20 protein-coding genes are annotated in these 15,983 nt (G+C 71.4%); all 20 read left to right on the top strand.

Annotated features, from left to right (window positions below):
* The first annotated feature begins 24 nt into the window (after positions 1 to 24).
* The gene (flgB, locus tag HZB25_08805) at positions 25 to 435 is read left to right on the top strand and encodes a flagellar basal body rod protein FlgB (protein ID MBI5837331.1); all 411 of its coding nucleotides are present in this window, start codon (positions 25 to 27) and stop codon (positions 433 to 435) included.
* Positions 436 to 526: 91 nt separating this feature from the next.
* Positions 527 to 1,015: a flagellar basal body rod protein FlgC gene (flgC, locus tag HZB25_08800; protein MBI5837330.1), complete on the top strand. Its 489-nt coding sequence runs from the start codon at positions 527 to 529 to the stop codon at positions 1,013 to 1,015.
* Positions 1,015 to 1,329: a flagellar hook-basal body complex protein FliE gene (gene fliE, locus HZB25_08795; protein ID MBI5837329.1), complete on the top strand. Its 315-nt coding sequence runs from the start codon at positions 1,015 to 1,017 to the stop codon at positions 1,327 to 1,329. Before flgC ends, fliE begins: the two co-directional genes overlap by 1 nt.
* 85 nt (positions 1,330 to 1,414) lie before the next feature.
* The gene (fliF, locus tag HZB25_08790; protein ID MBI5837328.1) at positions 1,415 to 2,866 is read left to right on the top strand and encodes a flagellar M-ring protein FliF; all 1,452 of its coding nucleotides are present in this window, start codon (positions 1,415 to 1,417) and stop codon (positions 2,864 to 2,866) included.
* On the top strand, positions 2,863 to 3,897 hold the full coding sequence (gene fliG, locus HZB25_08785) for a flagellar motor switch protein FliG (GenBank protein ID MBI5837327.1): 1,035 nt from the start codon (positions 2,863 to 2,865) through the stop codon (positions 3,895 to 3,897). Before fliF ends, fliG begins: the two co-directional genes overlap by 4 nt.
* Complete coding sequence (locus HZB25_08780) at positions 3,881 to 4,537, top strand: hypothetical protein (protein ID MBI5837326.1); 657 nt, start codon at positions 3,881 to 3,883, stop codon at positions 4,535 to 4,537. The genes fliG and HZB25_08780 overlap by 17 nt, the downstream gene beginning before the upstream one ends.
* Positions 4,524 to 5,831: a FliI/YscN family ATPase gene (locus tag HZB25_08775; protein MBI5837325.1), complete on the top strand. Its 1,308-nt coding sequence runs from the start codon at positions 4,524 to 4,526 to the stop codon at positions 5,829 to 5,831. The genes HZB25_08780 and HZB25_08775 overlap by 14 nt, the downstream gene beginning before the upstream one ends.
* 6 nt (positions 5,832 to 5,837) lie before the next feature.
* Positions 5,838 to 6,284: a hypothetical protein gene (locus HZB25_08770; protein MBI5837324.1), complete on the top strand. Its 447-nt coding sequence runs from the start codon at positions 5,838 to 5,840 to the stop codon at positions 6,282 to 6,284.
* Between the two features lie 6 nt (positions 6,285 to 6,290).
* Positions 6,291 to 6,836: a hypothetical protein gene (locus HZB25_08765; protein ID MBI5837323.1), complete on the top strand. Its 546-nt coding sequence runs from the start codon at positions 6,291 to 6,293 to the stop codon at positions 6,834 to 6,836.
* Positions 6,833 to 8,719, top strand: coding sequence for a flagellar hook-length control protein FliK (locus tag HZB25_08760; protein ID MBI5837322.1), 1,887 nt, complete (start codon positions 6,833 to 6,835; stop codon positions 8,717 to 8,719). The genes HZB25_08765 and HZB25_08760 overlap by 4 nt, the downstream gene beginning before the upstream one ends.
* Positions 8,720 to 8,756: 37 nt before the next feature.
* Positions 8,757 to 9,440 (top strand): flagellar hook assembly protein FlgD, encoded by a 684-nt coding sequence (locus HZB25_08755; protein ID MBI5837321.1) that lies wholly within the window; start codon positions 8,757 to 8,759, stop codon positions 9,438 to 9,440.
* An 84-nt stretch (positions 9,441 to 9,524) separates the two neighbouring features.
* Positions 9,525 to 10,790 (top strand): flagellar hook protein FlgE, encoded by a 1,266-nt coding sequence (locus HZB25_08750; GenBank protein MBI5837320.1) that lies wholly within the window; start codon positions 9,525 to 9,527, stop codon positions 10,788 to 10,790.
* Positions 10,791 to 10,841: 51 nt separating this feature from the next.
* Positions 10,842 to 11,168 carry a flagellar FlbD family protein gene (locus HZB25_08745; GenBank protein MBI5837319.1) on the top strand — a complete coding sequence of 109 codons (327 nt, stop codon included), beginning with the start codon at positions 10,842 to 10,844 and terminating at the stop codon, positions 11,166 to 11,168.
* A gap of 3 nt (positions 11,169 to 11,171) precedes the next feature.
* Positions 11,172 to 11,948, top strand: coding sequence for a flagellar motor protein (locus HZB25_08740; GenBank protein ID MBI5837318.1), 777 nt, complete (start codon positions 11,172 to 11,174; stop codon positions 11,946 to 11,948).
* Positions 11,945 to 12,703 (top strand): OmpA family protein, encoded by a 759-nt coding sequence (locus HZB25_08735; protein ID MBI5837317.1) that lies wholly within the window; start codon positions 11,945 to 11,947, stop codon positions 12,701 to 12,703. Before HZB25_08740 ends, HZB25_08735 begins: the two co-directional genes overlap by 4 nt.
* Complete coding sequence (locus HZB25_08730; protein ID MBI5837316.1) at positions 12,693 to 13,298, top strand: flagellar basal body-associated FliL family protein; 606 nt, start codon at positions 12,693 to 12,695, stop codon at positions 13,296 to 13,298. The genes HZB25_08735 and HZB25_08730 overlap by 11 nt, the downstream gene beginning before the upstream one ends.
* A gap of 27 nt (positions 13,299 to 13,325) precedes the next feature.
* Positions 13,326 to 14,300 carry a flagellar motor switch protein FliM gene (gene fliM, locus HZB25_08725; protein MBI5837315.1) on the top strand — a complete coding sequence of 325 codons (975 nt, stop codon included), beginning with the start codon at positions 13,326 to 13,328 and terminating at the stop codon, positions 14,298 to 14,300.
* 10 nt (positions 14,301 to 14,310) lie between these two features.
* Positions 14,311 to 14,715, top strand: coding sequence for a flagellar motor switch protein FliN (gene fliN, locus HZB25_08720; GenBank protein MBI5837314.1), 405 nt, complete (start codon positions 14,311 to 14,313; stop codon positions 14,713 to 14,715).
* A 2-nt stretch (positions 14,716 to 14,717) separates the two neighbouring features.
* The gene (locus tag HZB25_08715; protein ID MBI5837313.1) at positions 14,718 to 15,188 is read left to right on the top strand and encodes a flagellar biosynthetic protein FliO; all 471 of its coding nucleotides are present in this window, start codon (positions 14,718 to 14,720) and stop codon (positions 15,186 to 15,188) included.
* The gene (fliP, locus tag HZB25_08710; GenBank protein ID MBI5837312.1) at positions 15,175 to 15,978 is read left to right on the top strand and encodes a flagellar type III secretion system pore protein FliP; all 804 of its coding nucleotides are present in this window, start codon (positions 15,175 to 15,177) and stop codon (positions 15,976 to 15,978) included. Before HZB25_08715 ends, fliP begins: the two co-directional genes overlap by 14 nt.
* Positions 15,979 to 15,983 lie beyond the last annotated feature (5 nt).

Below are 15,983 nucleotides of genomic sequence, written 5' to 3'. Positions count from 1 at the left end.
CCCCTCCACGGACTGGAGGCGAACGTGCTGGACAAGATCCTCTTCGGAGAAAGCATCCCGGGACTGCGGCAGGGCCTCGACGCGGCCGCGCTGCGCCAGAAGGTGACCGCGGACAACATCGCCAACGTGGGCACTCCCGGCTACCAGGCGAAGCACGTGGCGTTCGAGGAGCTGCTCCAGGATCGCACCCGGCAGCCGCACCGTCTGCAGCTGGCCGGGGACGGCCCGGCGCACCTGGAAGCCTCGCGCGGGGCGCGGCACGTGTCGCCGCGGGTGGAGGTGGACACCTCCCCGGATTTGCGCAGCGGCGTGAACAACGTGGACATCGAGCGCGAAATGGTGGAGCTGCAGAAGACCGTGCTGCGCCACGGCGCGATCGCCCAGCTGGTCTCCGCGAAGTACAAGATGATCCGACAGGCCATCGTCGACCGGTAGGCAGGTTTCGTGAGCGCGCCCCGCTGCGGGGCGCGCGCATCCTGGGAGCCGCGCCGCGCGGTCCCGTCCCGGAGGAAGCACCATGCCGGACATGGGCATCTTCAACAGTCTCGAGATCAGCGCGTCGGGGCTCGCCGCGCAGCGGCTCCGGCTGAACGTGATCGCCAACAACATCGCCAACGCCAGCGTGACCAGGACGCCCCAGGGCGGGCCGTACCGCCGCCAGGTGGCCGACTTCCGCGCCGCGCTCGACGGCCCGCGCATCCTGGTGCCCGAAGGCCCCGCGTCCCCGGCCGCCGGCATGAAGACCGGCCCGGGCCAGGTGGCCGCCGAGCGCTACCAGGTGCTGCCCGCCGGGGTGGAGGTGGGCGAGGTGCAGGACGACCCCTCGGAACTGCCCATGGTGTACGACCCGGGCCACCCGGACGCCGACGAGAAGGGCTACGTGCGGATGCCGAACGTGAACCCGGTGACCGAGATGATGGACCTCATGGCCGCTTCGCGGGCCTACGAGGCCAACGTGACCGCGCTGACGGTGGCGCGGGACATGGCCAACAAGACGCTGGAGATCGGCCGCTGATGGAGACCATTCGCCTGAACCCGATCGAGGTCGGGCGGCCCCTCGAGGGGACCTCGCCCGCCGCCACCCCCGCCGCCGGCGCCGGTCCGGCGCAGGTGCCGTTCCAGCAGCTGCTGACCCAGGCCGTGGACACGGCCAACGCGCTCTCGCAGCGCTCGGACGCGATGAACCAGGCCCTGGTGGAGGGCCGGCCGGTGGACCTGCACCGCGTGGTGCTGGCGCAGCAGGAGGCCCAGATCGCCTTCGACCTGGTGCTGCAGATGCGCGACAAACTGGTGTCGGCGTACCAGGAAGTGATGCGGATGCCGCTGTAGGAAGGCCCGCGGAGCGGGCCGGGCCCGGGGACAGTCCCCGGACGGACATGGACGTCGGACCGAACAACGATGAAGGGTGACTGGAATGGATCGACTCCTCGGGACCTGGAAACGGTTGTCCGCGAACCAGCGCATGGCGGTGGTCCTTTCGCTGCTGGCCGTGGTGGCCCTCGGCGCGCTGGTGGCCACGTGGGCCGGCCGCCCCGACTACCAGGTGCTCTACACCGGTCTGAAGTCCGAGGACGGCGGCAGGATCGTGGAGAAGCTCCGCACCAAGAAGGTGCCCTTCCAGCTGCGGGACGGCGGCGCCACGGTGCTGGTGCCGGCCGCGCAGGTTTACGAGACGCGCCTCGACCTGGCCACCGCGGGGCTGCCGCAGTCCGGTGGGGTGGGCTACGAGGTGTTCGACAAGAACAACTTCGGGATGACCGACTTCGTGCAGAAGCTCAACTACCAGCGCGCCCTGGAGGGCGAGCTCACGCGCACCATCCAGGGCATCGAGGAGGTGGAGCAGGCCCGCGTCCACCTGGTGCTGCCCGAGCCGCACCTCTACACCGAGGAGCGCGCGGTGCCGACCGCCTCGGTGGTGCTCAAGCTCCGCGGCCGCCTGAACCAGGGCCAGGTCCACGGCATCACCCGGCTGGTGGCCAGCGGCGTGGAGGGGCTCAAGCCCGAGGACGTGACGGTGATCGACACCAACGGCAACGTCCTCTCCAAGGGTCACTCCGCCAACTCCATCGCGGGGCTGTCGAACGACCAGCTGGAACTGCAGCAGAACGTGGAGAACTACCTGTCCCACAAGGTGCAGGGCATGCTCGAGGAGGTGCTGGGCAGCAACCGCGCGGTGGTGCAGGTCAGCGCGCAGCTGGACTTCGACAAGATCGAGCGCACCGTGGAGAAGTACGACCCGGACAACCAGGTGGTGCGCAGCGAGGAGAAGAACGACACCCAGGGCCAGGGGGGCGGGGAGCGCAGCACCAGCTCGGTGGTCAACTACGAGGTGTCCAAGAGCGTGGAGCACATCGCCAGCGCTTCGGGCGGCATCCGCAAGCTGTCGGTGGCGGTGATGGTGGACGGCGCCTACCAGGTGGACGCCAAGGGCGCGCGCAAGTACCAGCCGCGCAGCCCGGAGGAGCTGACCAAGATCCGCAACATCGTGCGCAACGCCGTGGGCATCGACGCCAAGCGCGGGGACGAGCTGGAAGTGGCCAACGTGGCGTTCGACACCTCGGTGATGGACGCGGTGGCCAAGGACATGAAGAAGGCCCAGACCTTCGGCGTGGTGAGCAAGGTCGGCGGCAAGGTGGGCTACGTGGTGGTGGGCCTGCTGCTGCTGCTCTTCCTGCGCTCCGCCATGAAGGGCCTCGGCAGCCTGACGCAGGCGCCGCCCCCGGAGGAGGAGCTCCACGGCCAGCAGGACCCGGTGCAGATCCAGCGGCGGCGGATGGAGGAGCGCATGGCGCGGCTCGCCCGTGAGCGGCCGCAGGAGGTCGCCACCCTGGTCCGGGCCTGGATGCGCGAGGAGAACCCGAATTGAAGCCGCAACTGAAGACCACCTCGATCTCCCAGCTCACCGGGGCGCAGCGCGCCGCCGTGCTGATGGTGAGCCTGGGACCCGAGGACTCCGCCCGGGTGCTCAAGGAGATGCCGCCCGCGGACATCGAGTCGCTCACGCTGGAGATCGCGCGGCTGGGCGACGTGCCCAGCGAGCTGCGGCACCAGATCTTCGAGCAGGTGGGCAAGGAGGCCATGACCCGCGAGAACTTCGTGGAGGGCGGCCTCCCGTACGCCCAGCAGGTGCTGGAGCGCGCCCTCGGCGGGGACCGCGCGCGCGAGATCGTGAACCGGGTGCAGGGCTCGGTGGAAACCACCGGCTTCGAGATGCTGCGCAACTTCGAGACCGCGCACCTGGTGAACTTCATCCGCAACGAGCACCCGCAGACCATCGCGCTGATCCTGGCGCACCTGCGGGTGCCGCAGGCGGCGGAGGTGCTGAGCATGCTGCCGCCCGAGACGCAGCCGGAAATCGTGGCGCGCCTGGCGACCATGGACCACATCAGCTCCGACACCATCAGCGAGATCGAGAGCGTGCTGAGCCAGAACCTGGTCTCGGTGGAGAGCCAGTCGGCCAGCGAGGTGGGGGGCGTGCAGGTGGTGGCCGACCTGCTGAAGCGGCTGGACCGCGGCGTGGAGCGCAACATCCTCTCCACCCTGGATCGGGAGAACCCGGCGGTGTCGCAGCAGGTGAAGAACCTCATGTTCCTGTTCGAGGACATCGGCCGCATCGACGACCGCGGCATCCAGCGGCTGCTCAAGGAAGTGGACACCAAGGAGCTGGCGCTGGCCCTCAAGGCCGCCAGCGAGGAGCTGAAGAACCTGATCTTCCGCAACATGTCCGAGCGCGCGGTGGAGATCCTCAAGGAGGAGCGCGACAGGATGGGCCCGGTGAAGCTCAAGACCTTCGAGGAGGCCCAGCGGCACGTCATCGACGCCGTGCGCGCCCTCGAGGAGCAGGGCGAGATCGTGATCGCCGGGCGCGGAGGCAAGCAGGATGAAGTCGTCGTCTAGCGTCATCCGCGGCGCGGTGCGCACGGAGCCGGCGGAAGGCCCGGGGCAGGACGCCCCGGTGGCCGTGTTCGCGCCCTATCCCCAGCCCGCCCGGCACGTCCGCATCCAGCCGTCGGCGGAGGCGCAGGGCGAGGCGGCCTACCGCAGGGGCTTCGAGGACGGTGTGGTGGAGGGCCGCGCGCAGGGCGAGGCCGAGGTCGAGGGACTGCGCACCACGCTGGATCTGGTGGTCCGCGAGGTGTGGGAGCACCGCGAGCGCATGACATCCGAGCTGGAGACCGACGCGGTGCGCCTGGCCCTGGCGGTGGCGGGAAGGGTCGTGGGCCGGCTGTCGGAGGAGGACCGCACCATGGCCGAGCGCATGACCACCGAGGCGCTCAAGCGGGTCACCGCGCGCGACCGCATCACGCTGCGCGTGAACCCGGAGGACCTGGAAGCGGTCCGCTCCCGGCGCGAGGCGTGGCTGCGGATCGTGGAGGGCGTGGAGCACTTCGAGGTGATCGAGGACCGCCGCGTGGCGCGCGGCGGCGCGCTGGTGACCACGCTGCACGGGGCGGTGGACGCGCGGTGGACCACGCAACTGGTGGAGATCGAACGGATGCTGCTGGGAGAGAGGCCCGGGACCGATGCCGACGCTTGAACCGAGGCTGGAGCGGGTGAACCGCTTCGACTCCATCCGGGTGACCGGCCGGGTGGCGCAGGTGGTGGGCCTGGTGGTGGAAGCCACCGGGCTGTCCGCCTCGGTGGGCGAGCTGTGCGAGATCTGCACCTCCCGCACCGAGCCGCCCGCGCGCGCCGAGGTGGTGGGCTTCCGGGGCGACCGCGCGCTGTTGATGCCGCTGGGCGACCTGCGCGGGGTGCACCCGGGCAGTGAGGTGGTGCGCACGCGCCAGCCGCTGTCGGCGCCGGTGGGCCCGGGGATGCTGGGACGGGTCCTGGACGGAATGGGCGTTCCCATGGACGACGGGGGCCCCCTGCCTCCGGGCGAGATGCGCCCGCTGCATGCCGCGCCGCCGCACCCGCTGAAACGCGCCCGCGTGCTGCGCCCGCTGGCGTCCGGGGTGCGCGCGGTGGACGGATTCCTGACCCTGGGACGCGGGCAGCGCATGGGCATCTTCTCGGGCTCGGGCGTGGGCAAGAGCATGCTGCTGGGGATGATGGCGCGCGGCACCGAGGCCGAGGTCACGGTGATCGCGCTGATCGGCGAGCGCGGCCGCGAAGTGCGCGACTTCCTGGAGCGCGACCTGGGCCCCGAGGGGCTGAAGCGCTCCGTGGTGGTGACGGTGACCAGCGACCAGCCCGCCCTGGTGCGGGTGAAGGGCGCGCTGCTGGCCGCCACCATCGCCGAGTATTTCCGCGACCGCGGCGCGCAGGTGCTGCTGCTGATGGACTCGCTCACCCGCGTGGCGATGGCGCAGCGCGAGGTGGGCCTGGCCACCGGCGAGCCGCCCACGGCCCGCGGCTACACCCCGAGCGTATTCGCACTGATGCCGCAGCTCCTGGAGCGCTCGGGTTGCGGCGCGGACGGCTCGGTGACCGGCATCTACACGGTGCTGGTGGAACAGGACGACATGAACGACCCCATCGCCGACTCCGCGCGCTCGGTGCTGGACGGCCACGTGGTGCTCTCGCGGCGCCTGGCGTCCGCGGGGCACTACCCGGCCATCGACGTGCTGGAGAGTGTCAGCCGCGTGATGCACGACGTGGCGGACCCGGAGCACCGCAAGTGGGCGCAGGAGGGCCGCCGGCACCTGGCCACCTACCGCGAGGCGGAGGACCTGGTGCAGATCGGCGCCTACGCCCGGGGCAGCAACGCCGACATCGACGCCGCGCTGGAGCGGCGGCCGCGCCTGCAGCAGTTCCTGCAGCAGGCCCCCGGCGAACTGGAACCGTTTCACGGCACCCTGGCGCACCTGCGCGCCGCGGTGGCCTAGGCCGCCATGACCCGCCGCTACCGGCTGCACGGCCTGGAGCGCCTCCGGGCGCGGGCCCTGAAGGACCGCCAGATGGCGCTGGCGCGGGCCGTGGGGGCGCGCGCCGCGGTGGAGCGGGAGGTGGCGCGGCTGCAGCTCGAGGAAAACCGCACGTTGCAGGCGCTGCGCGCGGAGATTTCGGATCCGGCGGCGGTGCGCACCTGGAGCGACCTGGCCGACGCACACCGGCAGGCCCGTGGGGCGGCCGCGACGCGGCTCCGGGGGGCGCACCAGGCCGAGACCCTGGCCCGGGACGCGGTGGCCGCGGCCCGCCAGCAGCTGCGGGTGCTGGAGAGGCTCAAGGAGAGAATCGCCGAGGAGGTCCGGCTGGACACGGTCCGGGCCGAGGAGCGGGAGCTGAACGACAGGAACGCCGGCCGCTACGCGCGCCGGATGTCCCTGGAGAGGGTGTAGGACGCCATGAAGTGGGTCGCCATATTCCTGGTCGCGTTCCTGGGGATCTTCACCGGGCTGCTGTTCGCCACCGGTGTGGCCCAGCAGCACCTGCTGCCGCTGGTGAAGCAGCGCCTGGCGCAGTCGCGCACCGCGCCGGCGAAGGCGCCGGCGGAGCCGCCTGCCGCACCCGGCGGGGCCGCCGCGCCCGCGGAGAGCGCCGCCGCCGCGCCGGTCCCGACTGCCGCCGTGGCTGCCGCCCCCGCGCCGGGCGCCGGGGAGCCGGACGCCGACGCCGCGCGGCGCGACGCCGTCGCCAAGGCCGTGCCCGCGGCCCGCACCCCGGAGCAGCAGGCCCAGGACAAGGCGCTGGCGAAGATCTACGCGGAGATGAAGGCCGAGGACGCCGCGCGCATCCTGCGCCAGCTCGACGACGTCACCGCCATGGCCATCGTGCGCCAGCTCAAGGCCCCGCAGGCCGCGCGCCTGCTGGAGGCGTTCGGGCCGGAGCGCTCGGTGCGCATCACCCAGATGTGGGCCGGCATGACCGGTCCGGAGGGCAGCCGCCCGTGAGCGAATCCGTCCAGTCTCCGCGCCCGCGCCCCGCGGCACGGCGCACCGACCCGTTCGAGCCCCGGCCCGCGGCCCCGCCGCAGGCCGGGCCGGGCGCTGCATTCGCGGCGCTGCTCGACCTGGCCGCGCGCCCGCAGGCGGCGCCCCCGGGCGGGCGGGACCGCGCCCGCGCCGCGGACCCGCGCCGCGACTGCGCGCCGACCCCGTCGCCGCGCACCGGGCGGAGGGACGACACCGACGCGCCCCGCGCCGCACACGCCGCAGCGCCCCGCGATTCCCGCGACGTCAGCACCCCGGCGCGCCCGGCCCGCGGTGCGGACGGCGAGGACCGGCCCGCGGGGGACGAGGACGCACGGACGGAGCGCGCCGCCCCGATCGGCGCGACCGGCGGCACCCCCGGCCCCGACGGGGCACGGACTGCGCCGCGCGCATCGAAGGTCGGAGTGGACGGGACGGGCGGTGGGGAACCCGCCCGCGTGCCGCAGCCGCAGTCGGCCGCGCCGCAAGGCGGACCGGGTGCGGCGAGCGCGTCCCCCGGCGCGCCGGGCACGACGCCGCAGCCCGAATCATCCGCCGCGACGGGCACCCCGTCGGCGCCCGCCGGGTCCGGCCTGCCCGCGGCCGTCGGCCCGGACGGAGACGCCGGGGACCCCGCGGGGGCGATCCTGAAGGAACTGCTGGGGGCCGCCGCGCGCGTGGTGGTGACCGGGCCATCGAAGTCGGATTGGGGCCAGGCAACCGCGGTTGCGGCGCAGGTCCGGGCAGGCGCAGAGGCGGAGGCGGAAGCCGCGGGGGCGCAGCCCGGGGACACCGCGGCCGCGGCGCCGGGCCAGGACGCCGGAGCTTCGGCCCCGGCGACTTCGTCGCGCTCGAACGCCAGCGGCGCAGGTGTGCCGGGCACGCTGCCGGTGACGCCGCAGGACGCGAAGGGCAACGCCCCGGGCGCGCCCGAGGCGCAGCCGGAGGCCGCCCGTCCGAACCAGGAACCGAATGCCGCAGGCACGGCGAATGCCGACGCCCCGGCCCGCGCCGGCGAAGCCGGTCCGCGGGGCGTCCGCGCCGCGTCCGCGCCGGAAGCCGCCGCGGGCGCGCCACAGGCTGCCGCGTCCGCCGCCCCGGAGGCGTCGGGCCCGCGCGGTGCACAGGCGCACGAGTCCGCCCGGGGCGCGGGCACTCCCGCCCACCCGGTGGTGGAGGCCCAGCGCCAGGGAGGAGGGGAACAGGCTTTGACGCAGGAGGGCGGAAACCCCCGTTCCGGCGCCTCCGAGCCCGCGGCCAGCACGACACCGGCGGGAGCGGAGCCTCGCGCTCAACTGATGAAGACACAGGATGTTGCGACCACGGTTTCGAGTGGATCCGCCGACGCGGTGACCGCGGTGAGAGCCGACTCCGCCACGGCCGCCGCGCCGGGCGCCCGGTCCCGCGAGGAGGCTGCGACCCCGGTGTCGAAGTCCCACGCCGGCGCGCCCGCCGCGCGCCGGATCGTGGACACGCTGGTGAGCCAGATCGCGATCAAGTTCCACGCCCCGGGTTCCAGCGAGGCCACGGTGCGGCTGCACCCCGAATCGCTGGGCAAGGTGGAGATCCGGCTGCGCATGGAGAACGGCCACTTGCAGGCGCAGTTCGCGGCGGACAGCCCGGAGGCCCGCGAGGCCATCCGGCAGCATCTTCCGGAATTGGAGCGCGCGCTGGCCGACGCCCGCGGCGTGACTTCGCTCAGGGTGGAAGTGGGGGGGAGTTTCGAGGGCCACGGCCGCCGGGATGCGGCGCCGGCGCGCACGCGCCCGGCAGTCCCGCGGGCTGCGACCACGACCACGGAGATCGCTCCGGCACCCGGCGCGCCCCGCGCGGCGCGCGAAGGCCGGCTGGACTTGTACGCGTGACCCCGGCATCGGGGCCCGCACGGGAGGTGAGCACGTCATGAGCACGAACGCGATTCACGGCACCAACACCGCCGCGAGCCTGGGCGCCACCATGGGCGCGAGCGGCGCCAGCGCGCTGGGCAAGGAGGACTTCCTGCTCCTGCTCACCGCGCAGCTGCGCAACCAGGACCCCATGCAGCCGATCCAGAACGAGGCGTTCGTGGCGCAGCTGGCGCAGTTCTCTTCGCTGGAACAGATGCAGAACATGAACGACGGCATGGCCACCAGCATTCTGCTCAACCAGTCGGTGAACAATTCGCTCACCACCGGGCTCATCGGCCGCGACGTGGAGGCCCGGGGCGACCAGTTCACCCTCTCCGCCGGCGGCAAGGTGGACCTGGGCTTCAACCTCTCCGGCGCCGCGGGCAGCGTGAAGGTGGAGGTGGTGGACTCCAGCGGCAAGGTGGTGGCCACGGTGAAGTCCGGCAGCATGGGCGAGGGTTCGCACACCGTGGCCTGGGACGGCAACGGCGCGGACGGCCAGCCGGCCCCGGCCGGCGAGTACACCTTCAAGGTCACCGCCACCGACGCCAAGGGCGCGGCGGTGCCCGCGGAGACGCTGGTGCGCGGACGCGTGACCGGGGTGAAGTTCAGTCACGGTCAGACCTACCTGCTGGTGGGCGACCGCTCCGTGAGCCTGTCCGACGTGACCCAGATCGTGGAAGCCCCGGTGAAGAAGTAAGGGGGCGTTGGAATCGACCTCAAATCGCGGGCCCGCCCCTGGGGGCGGCGCCCGGTGCGGAACCTGAAAGCAAAGGAGACTTCCATGCTGCGAGCCATGTTCTCCGGAGTCACCGGCCTGCGGGCCCACCAGACCATGATGGACGTGATCGGTAACAACATCGCCAACATCAACACCATCGGCTTCAAGACCGGTCGGGCGCGCTTCGCCGAGCAGTTCTCCCAGCTGCTGCAGGCGGCCTCGCCGGGCAGCGGCACCCAGGGCGGCACCAACCCGATGCAGATCGGGATGGGCACCGGCGTGGCCGGCATCGACAACTTCTTCGGCCAGGGCACGCTGGAGAACACCGGCCTGGGCACCGACCTGGCCATCCAGGGCGACGGCTTCTTCATCCTGGGCAGCGGCGGCGGGCAGCAGTACACCCGCGCCGGCGCGTTCAGCTTCGACGCCCAGGGCCGCCTGGTGGATCCGGGCACCGGCAAGGTGGTGCAGGGCTACATGGCCGACGCCGCCGGCACCATCGCGCCGGGCACCGCGCTGTCCGACCTGCGCATCTCCACCGACGCCACCGCCTCCGCCAAGCCGACCACGCAGATGGAAGTCCACGGCAACCTGGACGCCGGCGCGGCGGCGGGAACCAACGTGGACGTCACCACCACCGTGTACGACTCGCGCGGCAACAAGCACTCGCTGACGCTGCGCCTGACCAAGGATGCCACCAGCCCGCTGGTGTGGAACGTGACCATCCCGACCCCGCCGACGGGCTACACCGCCACCGGCGGCGCCGGCGCGCTGACCTTCAACACCGACGGCACGCTCAACACCAGCTCGGTGACCGACCTCACGCTCGCCCCCAGCCCGGCGAACGGGGCGGCCGACATCGTGGTCAAGCTGGCGACCACCACGTCGCCGGCCTACAACCCGTTCGGCACCATGACCTCGAGCGCCGGCGACACCACCGCGTTCGTGTTCAGCCAGGACGGCTACAGCGCCGGCAACCTGGTGCGCACCTCGATCGACAGCCAGGGTCACGTGGTGGGCAGCTTCTCCAACGGCGTCACGCGCACGCTGGCCCAGGTGGCGCTGGCCCGCTTCATCAACGACGCCGGGCTGACCAAGGGCAACGGCAACTCGTGGGAAGAGTCGCTCAACTCCGGCCGCGCGGTGGTGGGCTCGGCGGGCTCCGGCTCGTTCGGCAGCATCTCCGCCGGCGCGCTGGAAGGCTCCAACGTGGACCTGGCGTCCGAGTTCACCGACCTGATCACCGCGCAGCGCGGGTTCCAGGCCAACGCCCGGATGATCACCACCGGCGACGAGCTGCTGAGCGAAGTCGTCAACATCAAGCGCTAGCCGGCGGCCTGGCGGGGCGGCCCGGGGACGGGCCGCCCGTCACGGAGGACCATGATTCATCTCACCAAGCTCAACGGCGTGGATTGCGTGCTCAACGCCGACCTGATCGAGACGCTCGAAAGCACGCCGGACACCACCATCACCCTGATCTCCGGGCACAAGATGAACGTGCTCGAGCCGGTGGACGAGGTGGTGGCCCGGGTGATCGAGTTTCGCCGACGCCTGATGGCGGCCCCCTACGTCGTGGAGGGGTCGTGGCAGGAGGAGGAGGAGTCGGGGCGGGAGGAAGTGGACGAGGCGCAGGACGCGCCGCTCGCGCAGGCGGGGCCCATCCCCGGCCCGTGGGCGACGGCCCCGCGGTCCGGAGAGGAGCGCTAGGTCATGGATCTCGCGACCGTCGGCGGACTCGTCCTGGCGCTGGGCTCGATCCTGGTCTCCTACCTCATGGAGGGCGGCGAGGTCGCCGCGGTGCTCCAGATCCCGGCGATGCTGCTGGTGATCGGCGGCACCATCGGGGCGTCCACCATGACCACCTCGCTCAAGACCGTGCTGGCCCTGCCCACGTACCTGAAGATCGCGATGTTCTCCAGCGAGCGGAGCCCGGGGGAGCTGATCAACACCATCGTGACGCTGGCCGAGAAGGCCCGCCGCGACGGGTTGCTGCCCCTGGAGTCCGAGGCCAAGAAGATCAAGGACCCCTTCCTCAAGAAGGCCGTGGAACTGGTGGTGGACGGCACCGACCCGGCGGTGGTGCGCAACATCCTGGAAACGGAGATGGCGTTCATCTCGGTGCGGCACAAGGAGGGCGCGACGCTGTTCGGGAAGCTGGGCGGGTTCTCGCCGACCCTGGGCATCATCGGGACGGTGCTGGGCCTGATCCACACCCTGGGCAACACCAGCGACGCGAGCAAGATGGCCGAGTCCATCGCCGGCGCCTTCATCGCCACGCTGTGGGGCGTGGGCATGGCCAACCTGTTCTACCTGCCGATCGGCGATAAGTTGAAAGTCAGGCACGAGGAGGAGCAGCTGTTCCTGGAACTGGCCATGGAGGGGGTAATTTCCATCCAGAGCGGTGAAAATCCGCGCGTCATCCGGACCAAGCTGCTGAGCTTCCTGGAGCCCAAGGCCCGGACCGAGCCCCAGAAGAAGGCCGCATGAGCCGGCGCCGCCAGTCCCACGAGGAGCACGAGAACTCCGAGCGCTGGCTGCTGACCTACGCCGACCTGATTACGCTCCTGCTTGCCTTTTTCATCGTCATGTACTCGATGTCGAAGGTGGACGCGAAGAAGTTCGGGGCGGTCAGCACGGCGCTGCACAAGATCCTCTCGGGCGGCGGGTTGCTCCTGAAGGGGGACATGGGCACGGTCGTTGCTCCTACCCAATCGTACGTGCCGTCGGAGAGCATCGATCTCAAGATCGTTATGGGAAAGATGGAGGCAGACCTCAAGTCCGAGGCCCTCTCCGGAAAGCTGCGCATCAAGCAGGACGCCCGGGGCGTGGTGCTGTCGCTCTCCGACAAGGTGCTGTTCGAGTCGGGGAAGGCGGAGATCCAGCCGGGCGCGCGGGCCATCCTGGACACGCTGGCCACGCTGCTCGCGCGGTACCCGAACGAAGTGAGGGTGGAGGGTCACACGGACAACGTACCCATCCACAGCGACCGATTCGCCTCGAACTGGGAGCTTTCGTCGGCGCGGGCCACCGCGGTGATCCGCTACCTGGTGGAAAACCACCGGATGTCGCCGGCACAGCTCTCGGCGGCCGGCTACGCCGAGTACCGGCCCGAGGTGGCCAATGACAGCTTCGAGGGCCAGGCGCGCAACCGGCGCGTGGACTTCGTGATTCTGGCGGCCCCGGCCCCGCCCCCGGCGGAGGTCTCACCGCCCACCACGACAGGAGGCGACGATGGCCGATGAGGCCAAGGCCCCCGCGGCCCCTGCCACGGACGCGAAGGACGCCAAGGATCCCAAGGACGCCAAGGATCCCAAGGGCGCGAAGGACGCGAAGGATTCCAAGGACCCCAAGGCCAAGGTCAAGGGGGCCCCGGCGAAGAAAGGCGGCCCGCTGTTCCTGATCCTGGGGCTCGTGGGCGGCCTGGTGGTGATCGTGGGCGCCTCGCTGGCGATCATCTACATGGTGGTGCTGCCGAAGGCGAAGAGCGCCGAGGCGAGCGCGAAGAAGAAGCCCGAGAAGGCCGTCGAGGCCGCCATGGGCCCGATGTTCCAGCTGAAGGACATGGTCATCAACTCGGCCGACAAGGACGAGATCCACTACATCAAGGTCGGGCTGGCCTTCGAGGTCGCCAGCGAGAAGGAAGTGGAGGAGCTGGGGGCGCGCGACGCAGTGCTCCGCGACCTGATGATCACCGAGTTCGGCAAGTGCACCGTGGCGGAGCTGAACACGCCCGAGGGACGCCAGCGCATCCGCGACGTGATCAAGGCGAAGATGTCCGAGAAGATGAAGGACATCGCGGTGCGCAACCTCTACTTCACGGAGTTCGTGGGCCAGTAGGCGCCCGCGGCCCGACAGGGGAATCCGATGGCCGGCATTCTGAGCCAGGAAGAAATCGATGCCCTGATGAGCGCCGTATCCACCGGCGACCTCGAGGCGTCCCCCGGCGATCCCGGGATGCCGGCGCAGAACATCACCACCTACGACTTCCGCCGGCCGAGCCGGCTCACCAAGGAGGAGATCCGGACCCTCACGAGCATCCACGAGTCCTTCGCGCGCATGCTGGCCAACTCGCTGTCGGCCTACCTGCGCTGCGTGGTGGAGGTCTCGCTGGTGTCCGTGAGCGGGGTGACGTACGCCGAGTACCAGCAGGCGCTGCCCAACCCCACCGGGCTCACCGTGCTGAGCACCCCGCCCTTCGAGGGCGGCATGGTCCTCGAGATCAACCAGAGCCTGCTGCTGGCCATGATCGACCGGCTCTTCGGCGGTCCCGGGCTGCTGGGCTCGGAGGGCAAGCACCTCACCACGCTGGAACAGACGGTGATCCAGAAGATCGTGCGGCGCGCGCTGCCCGACCTGGTGGAATCGTGGAAACCGGTGGTGGCGCTGCAGCCCGAGATCGACGTGTTCGAGAGCAACCCGCAGTTCGTGAGCGCCGGCGCGGCCGGCGACATGGTGCTGTTCGTGTCTTTCGAGATCCAGCTGCCCAAGGCATCCGGGTTCGCCAGCCTGTGCTTCCAGCACCGCGACATCGAGGAGCCGCTCAGCAAGGCCGGCGCCGCCGGAAGCCCGGGCCAGCGGGTGCGCCGGCCCACGCCGATCCCCGGGGAGCTGTGGCGCGACGGCATCGAACCCACCTCGCTGGACGTGGCCGGGGTGCTGGGCCACGCCCGGATCCGCATCGGGGAGCTGCTCGACCTGCGCGTGGGCGACGTGGTGCGGCTGGACAGCACGCCGCGGGGCACCCTGCCGCTGTGCATCTCGGGCCAGCCCAAGGGCTCGGTGCGACTGGGCCGCGTGGGCCGTCACCGCGCGCTGGAAGTGATCTCCCTCGAACCGTGAGGAGCAAGCCATGAGTGAAGCATTCGAGACCTCCGACTCCGTGCAGGAGCCGATGGACGCGCCGGCCGGGGACTTCGGCGGGGGGGACACCCCCGCGGTGGCCCAGGCCGTGGCGCTGCCGGAACTGGCGCCGGACCCCGGCCAGGTCGCGCCGCGCAGCATCGACCTGTTGCTGGACGTGGAACTGCCGCTCTCGGTGGAGCTGGGTCACGCCCAGATGCCCATCAAGAGCATCCTGGAGCTGGGACTGGGCTCCGTGATCCGCCTCGACAAGGCGGCCGGGGACCCGGTGGACGTGCTGGTGAACGGCAAGCTGGTGGCCCGCGGGGAAGTGGTGGTGGTGGACGAGAATTTCGGCGTGCGCATCCTGGGCCTGGTGGATCCCGACCAGCGCCTCGGCGGGCTGAAGGCCTGATCGTGCGCGCGCTGCGCCTGCTCTGGGTCGCCGGGATGACGGCGTGGGCCACCAACGCCGCGGCCCTGGACCTGCACTACACCGAGCCGTCGGTGCCGCCCGCGCCCTCGATGCTGGGGCTGCTGCTGCGCACCGGGCTGGCGCTGGCCGTGGTGGTGGCGCTGGTGTACCTGGTGGCCTGGCTGCTGCGCCGGGCGCAGCCCGGCTTCGCCCGGGCGCGCAAGGGGCCGGTGGAGGTGGAGTCGCACGTGCCGCTGGGGCCCAAGCGCTCGCTGTACACGGTGCGCTGGGGGCGCTTCCGCCTGCTGCTCGGGGCGGGCAGCTCCGAGATCACGCTGCTGGCCTCGGAATGGAACGAGGGCGCCGGGGAACCGGCCGCCGCGCGCGGCGAGCTTCCGGACGAGGCGCAGTTCGGGAAGCGCCTGGACGATTTCCTCTCGCGACTGGGGAAGATGGAAGATGACCGCTCCTAGCCGGCTCCTGCTCGTCACGCTGCTGGCGGCGACCGCGTTGCTGGCCGCCGCGCCCGCCGCGGCGCAGGTCCCCGCCGGCGCCGCCCCCGCGGCGGCGGCCGCCCCGGCCGGCGTGGGTCTGCCGCACATCACCCTGGGGGTGGAGCAGTCGCGCACCCCGGGCCAGGTGAGCACGTCGCTGCAGCTGCTCCTGCTGTTCACGATCCTGAGCATCGCCCCGGCGCTGCTCATCATGATGACCTCGTTCACGCGCATCGTGGTGGTCCTGAGCTTCCTGCGCCAGGCCATGAGCACCCAGCAGATGCCGCCCAACCAGGTGCTGATCTCGCTGGCGCTGTTCCTGACCTTTTTCACCATGTCGCCGGTGTGGAACCAGGTGAACACCCAGGCGGTGCAGCCGCTCATGGCGGGGCGCATCACCCAGGCCGAGGCCGTCAAGGTGGGCACCGTGCCGCTGCGCGAGTTCATGCTCCGCCAGACGCGCGAGAAGGACCTGGCGCTGTTCGTGAAGCTCTCCCGGCAGCCCGCGCCGCGCAGCGCCGCCGACATTCCCATGACCACCGTGATCCCGGCGTTCATGATCAGCGAGCTGCGCACCGCCTTCCAGATGGGTTTCGTGATCTACCTGCCGTTTCTCATCGTGGACATGGTGGTGGCCAGCGTCCTCATGTCCATGGGCATGATGATGCTGCCCCCGGCCATGATCTCGCTGCCCTTCAAGATCCTGTTGTTCGTGCTGGTGGACGGGTGGCACCTGGTCATCCGCTCGCTGGTCATGAGCTTCCGCTAGGAGGC

It is taken from the genome of Candidatus Eisenbacteria bacterium (assembly GCA_016235265.1).
In the GTDB taxonomy this organism is placed as follows: domain Bacteria; phylum Eisenbacteria; class RBG-16-71-46; order RBG-16-71-46; family JACRLI01; genus JACRLI01.
Note: the sequence above shows the minus strand (reverse complement) of the source record. Positions and strands in the feature narration are given on the sequence as shown.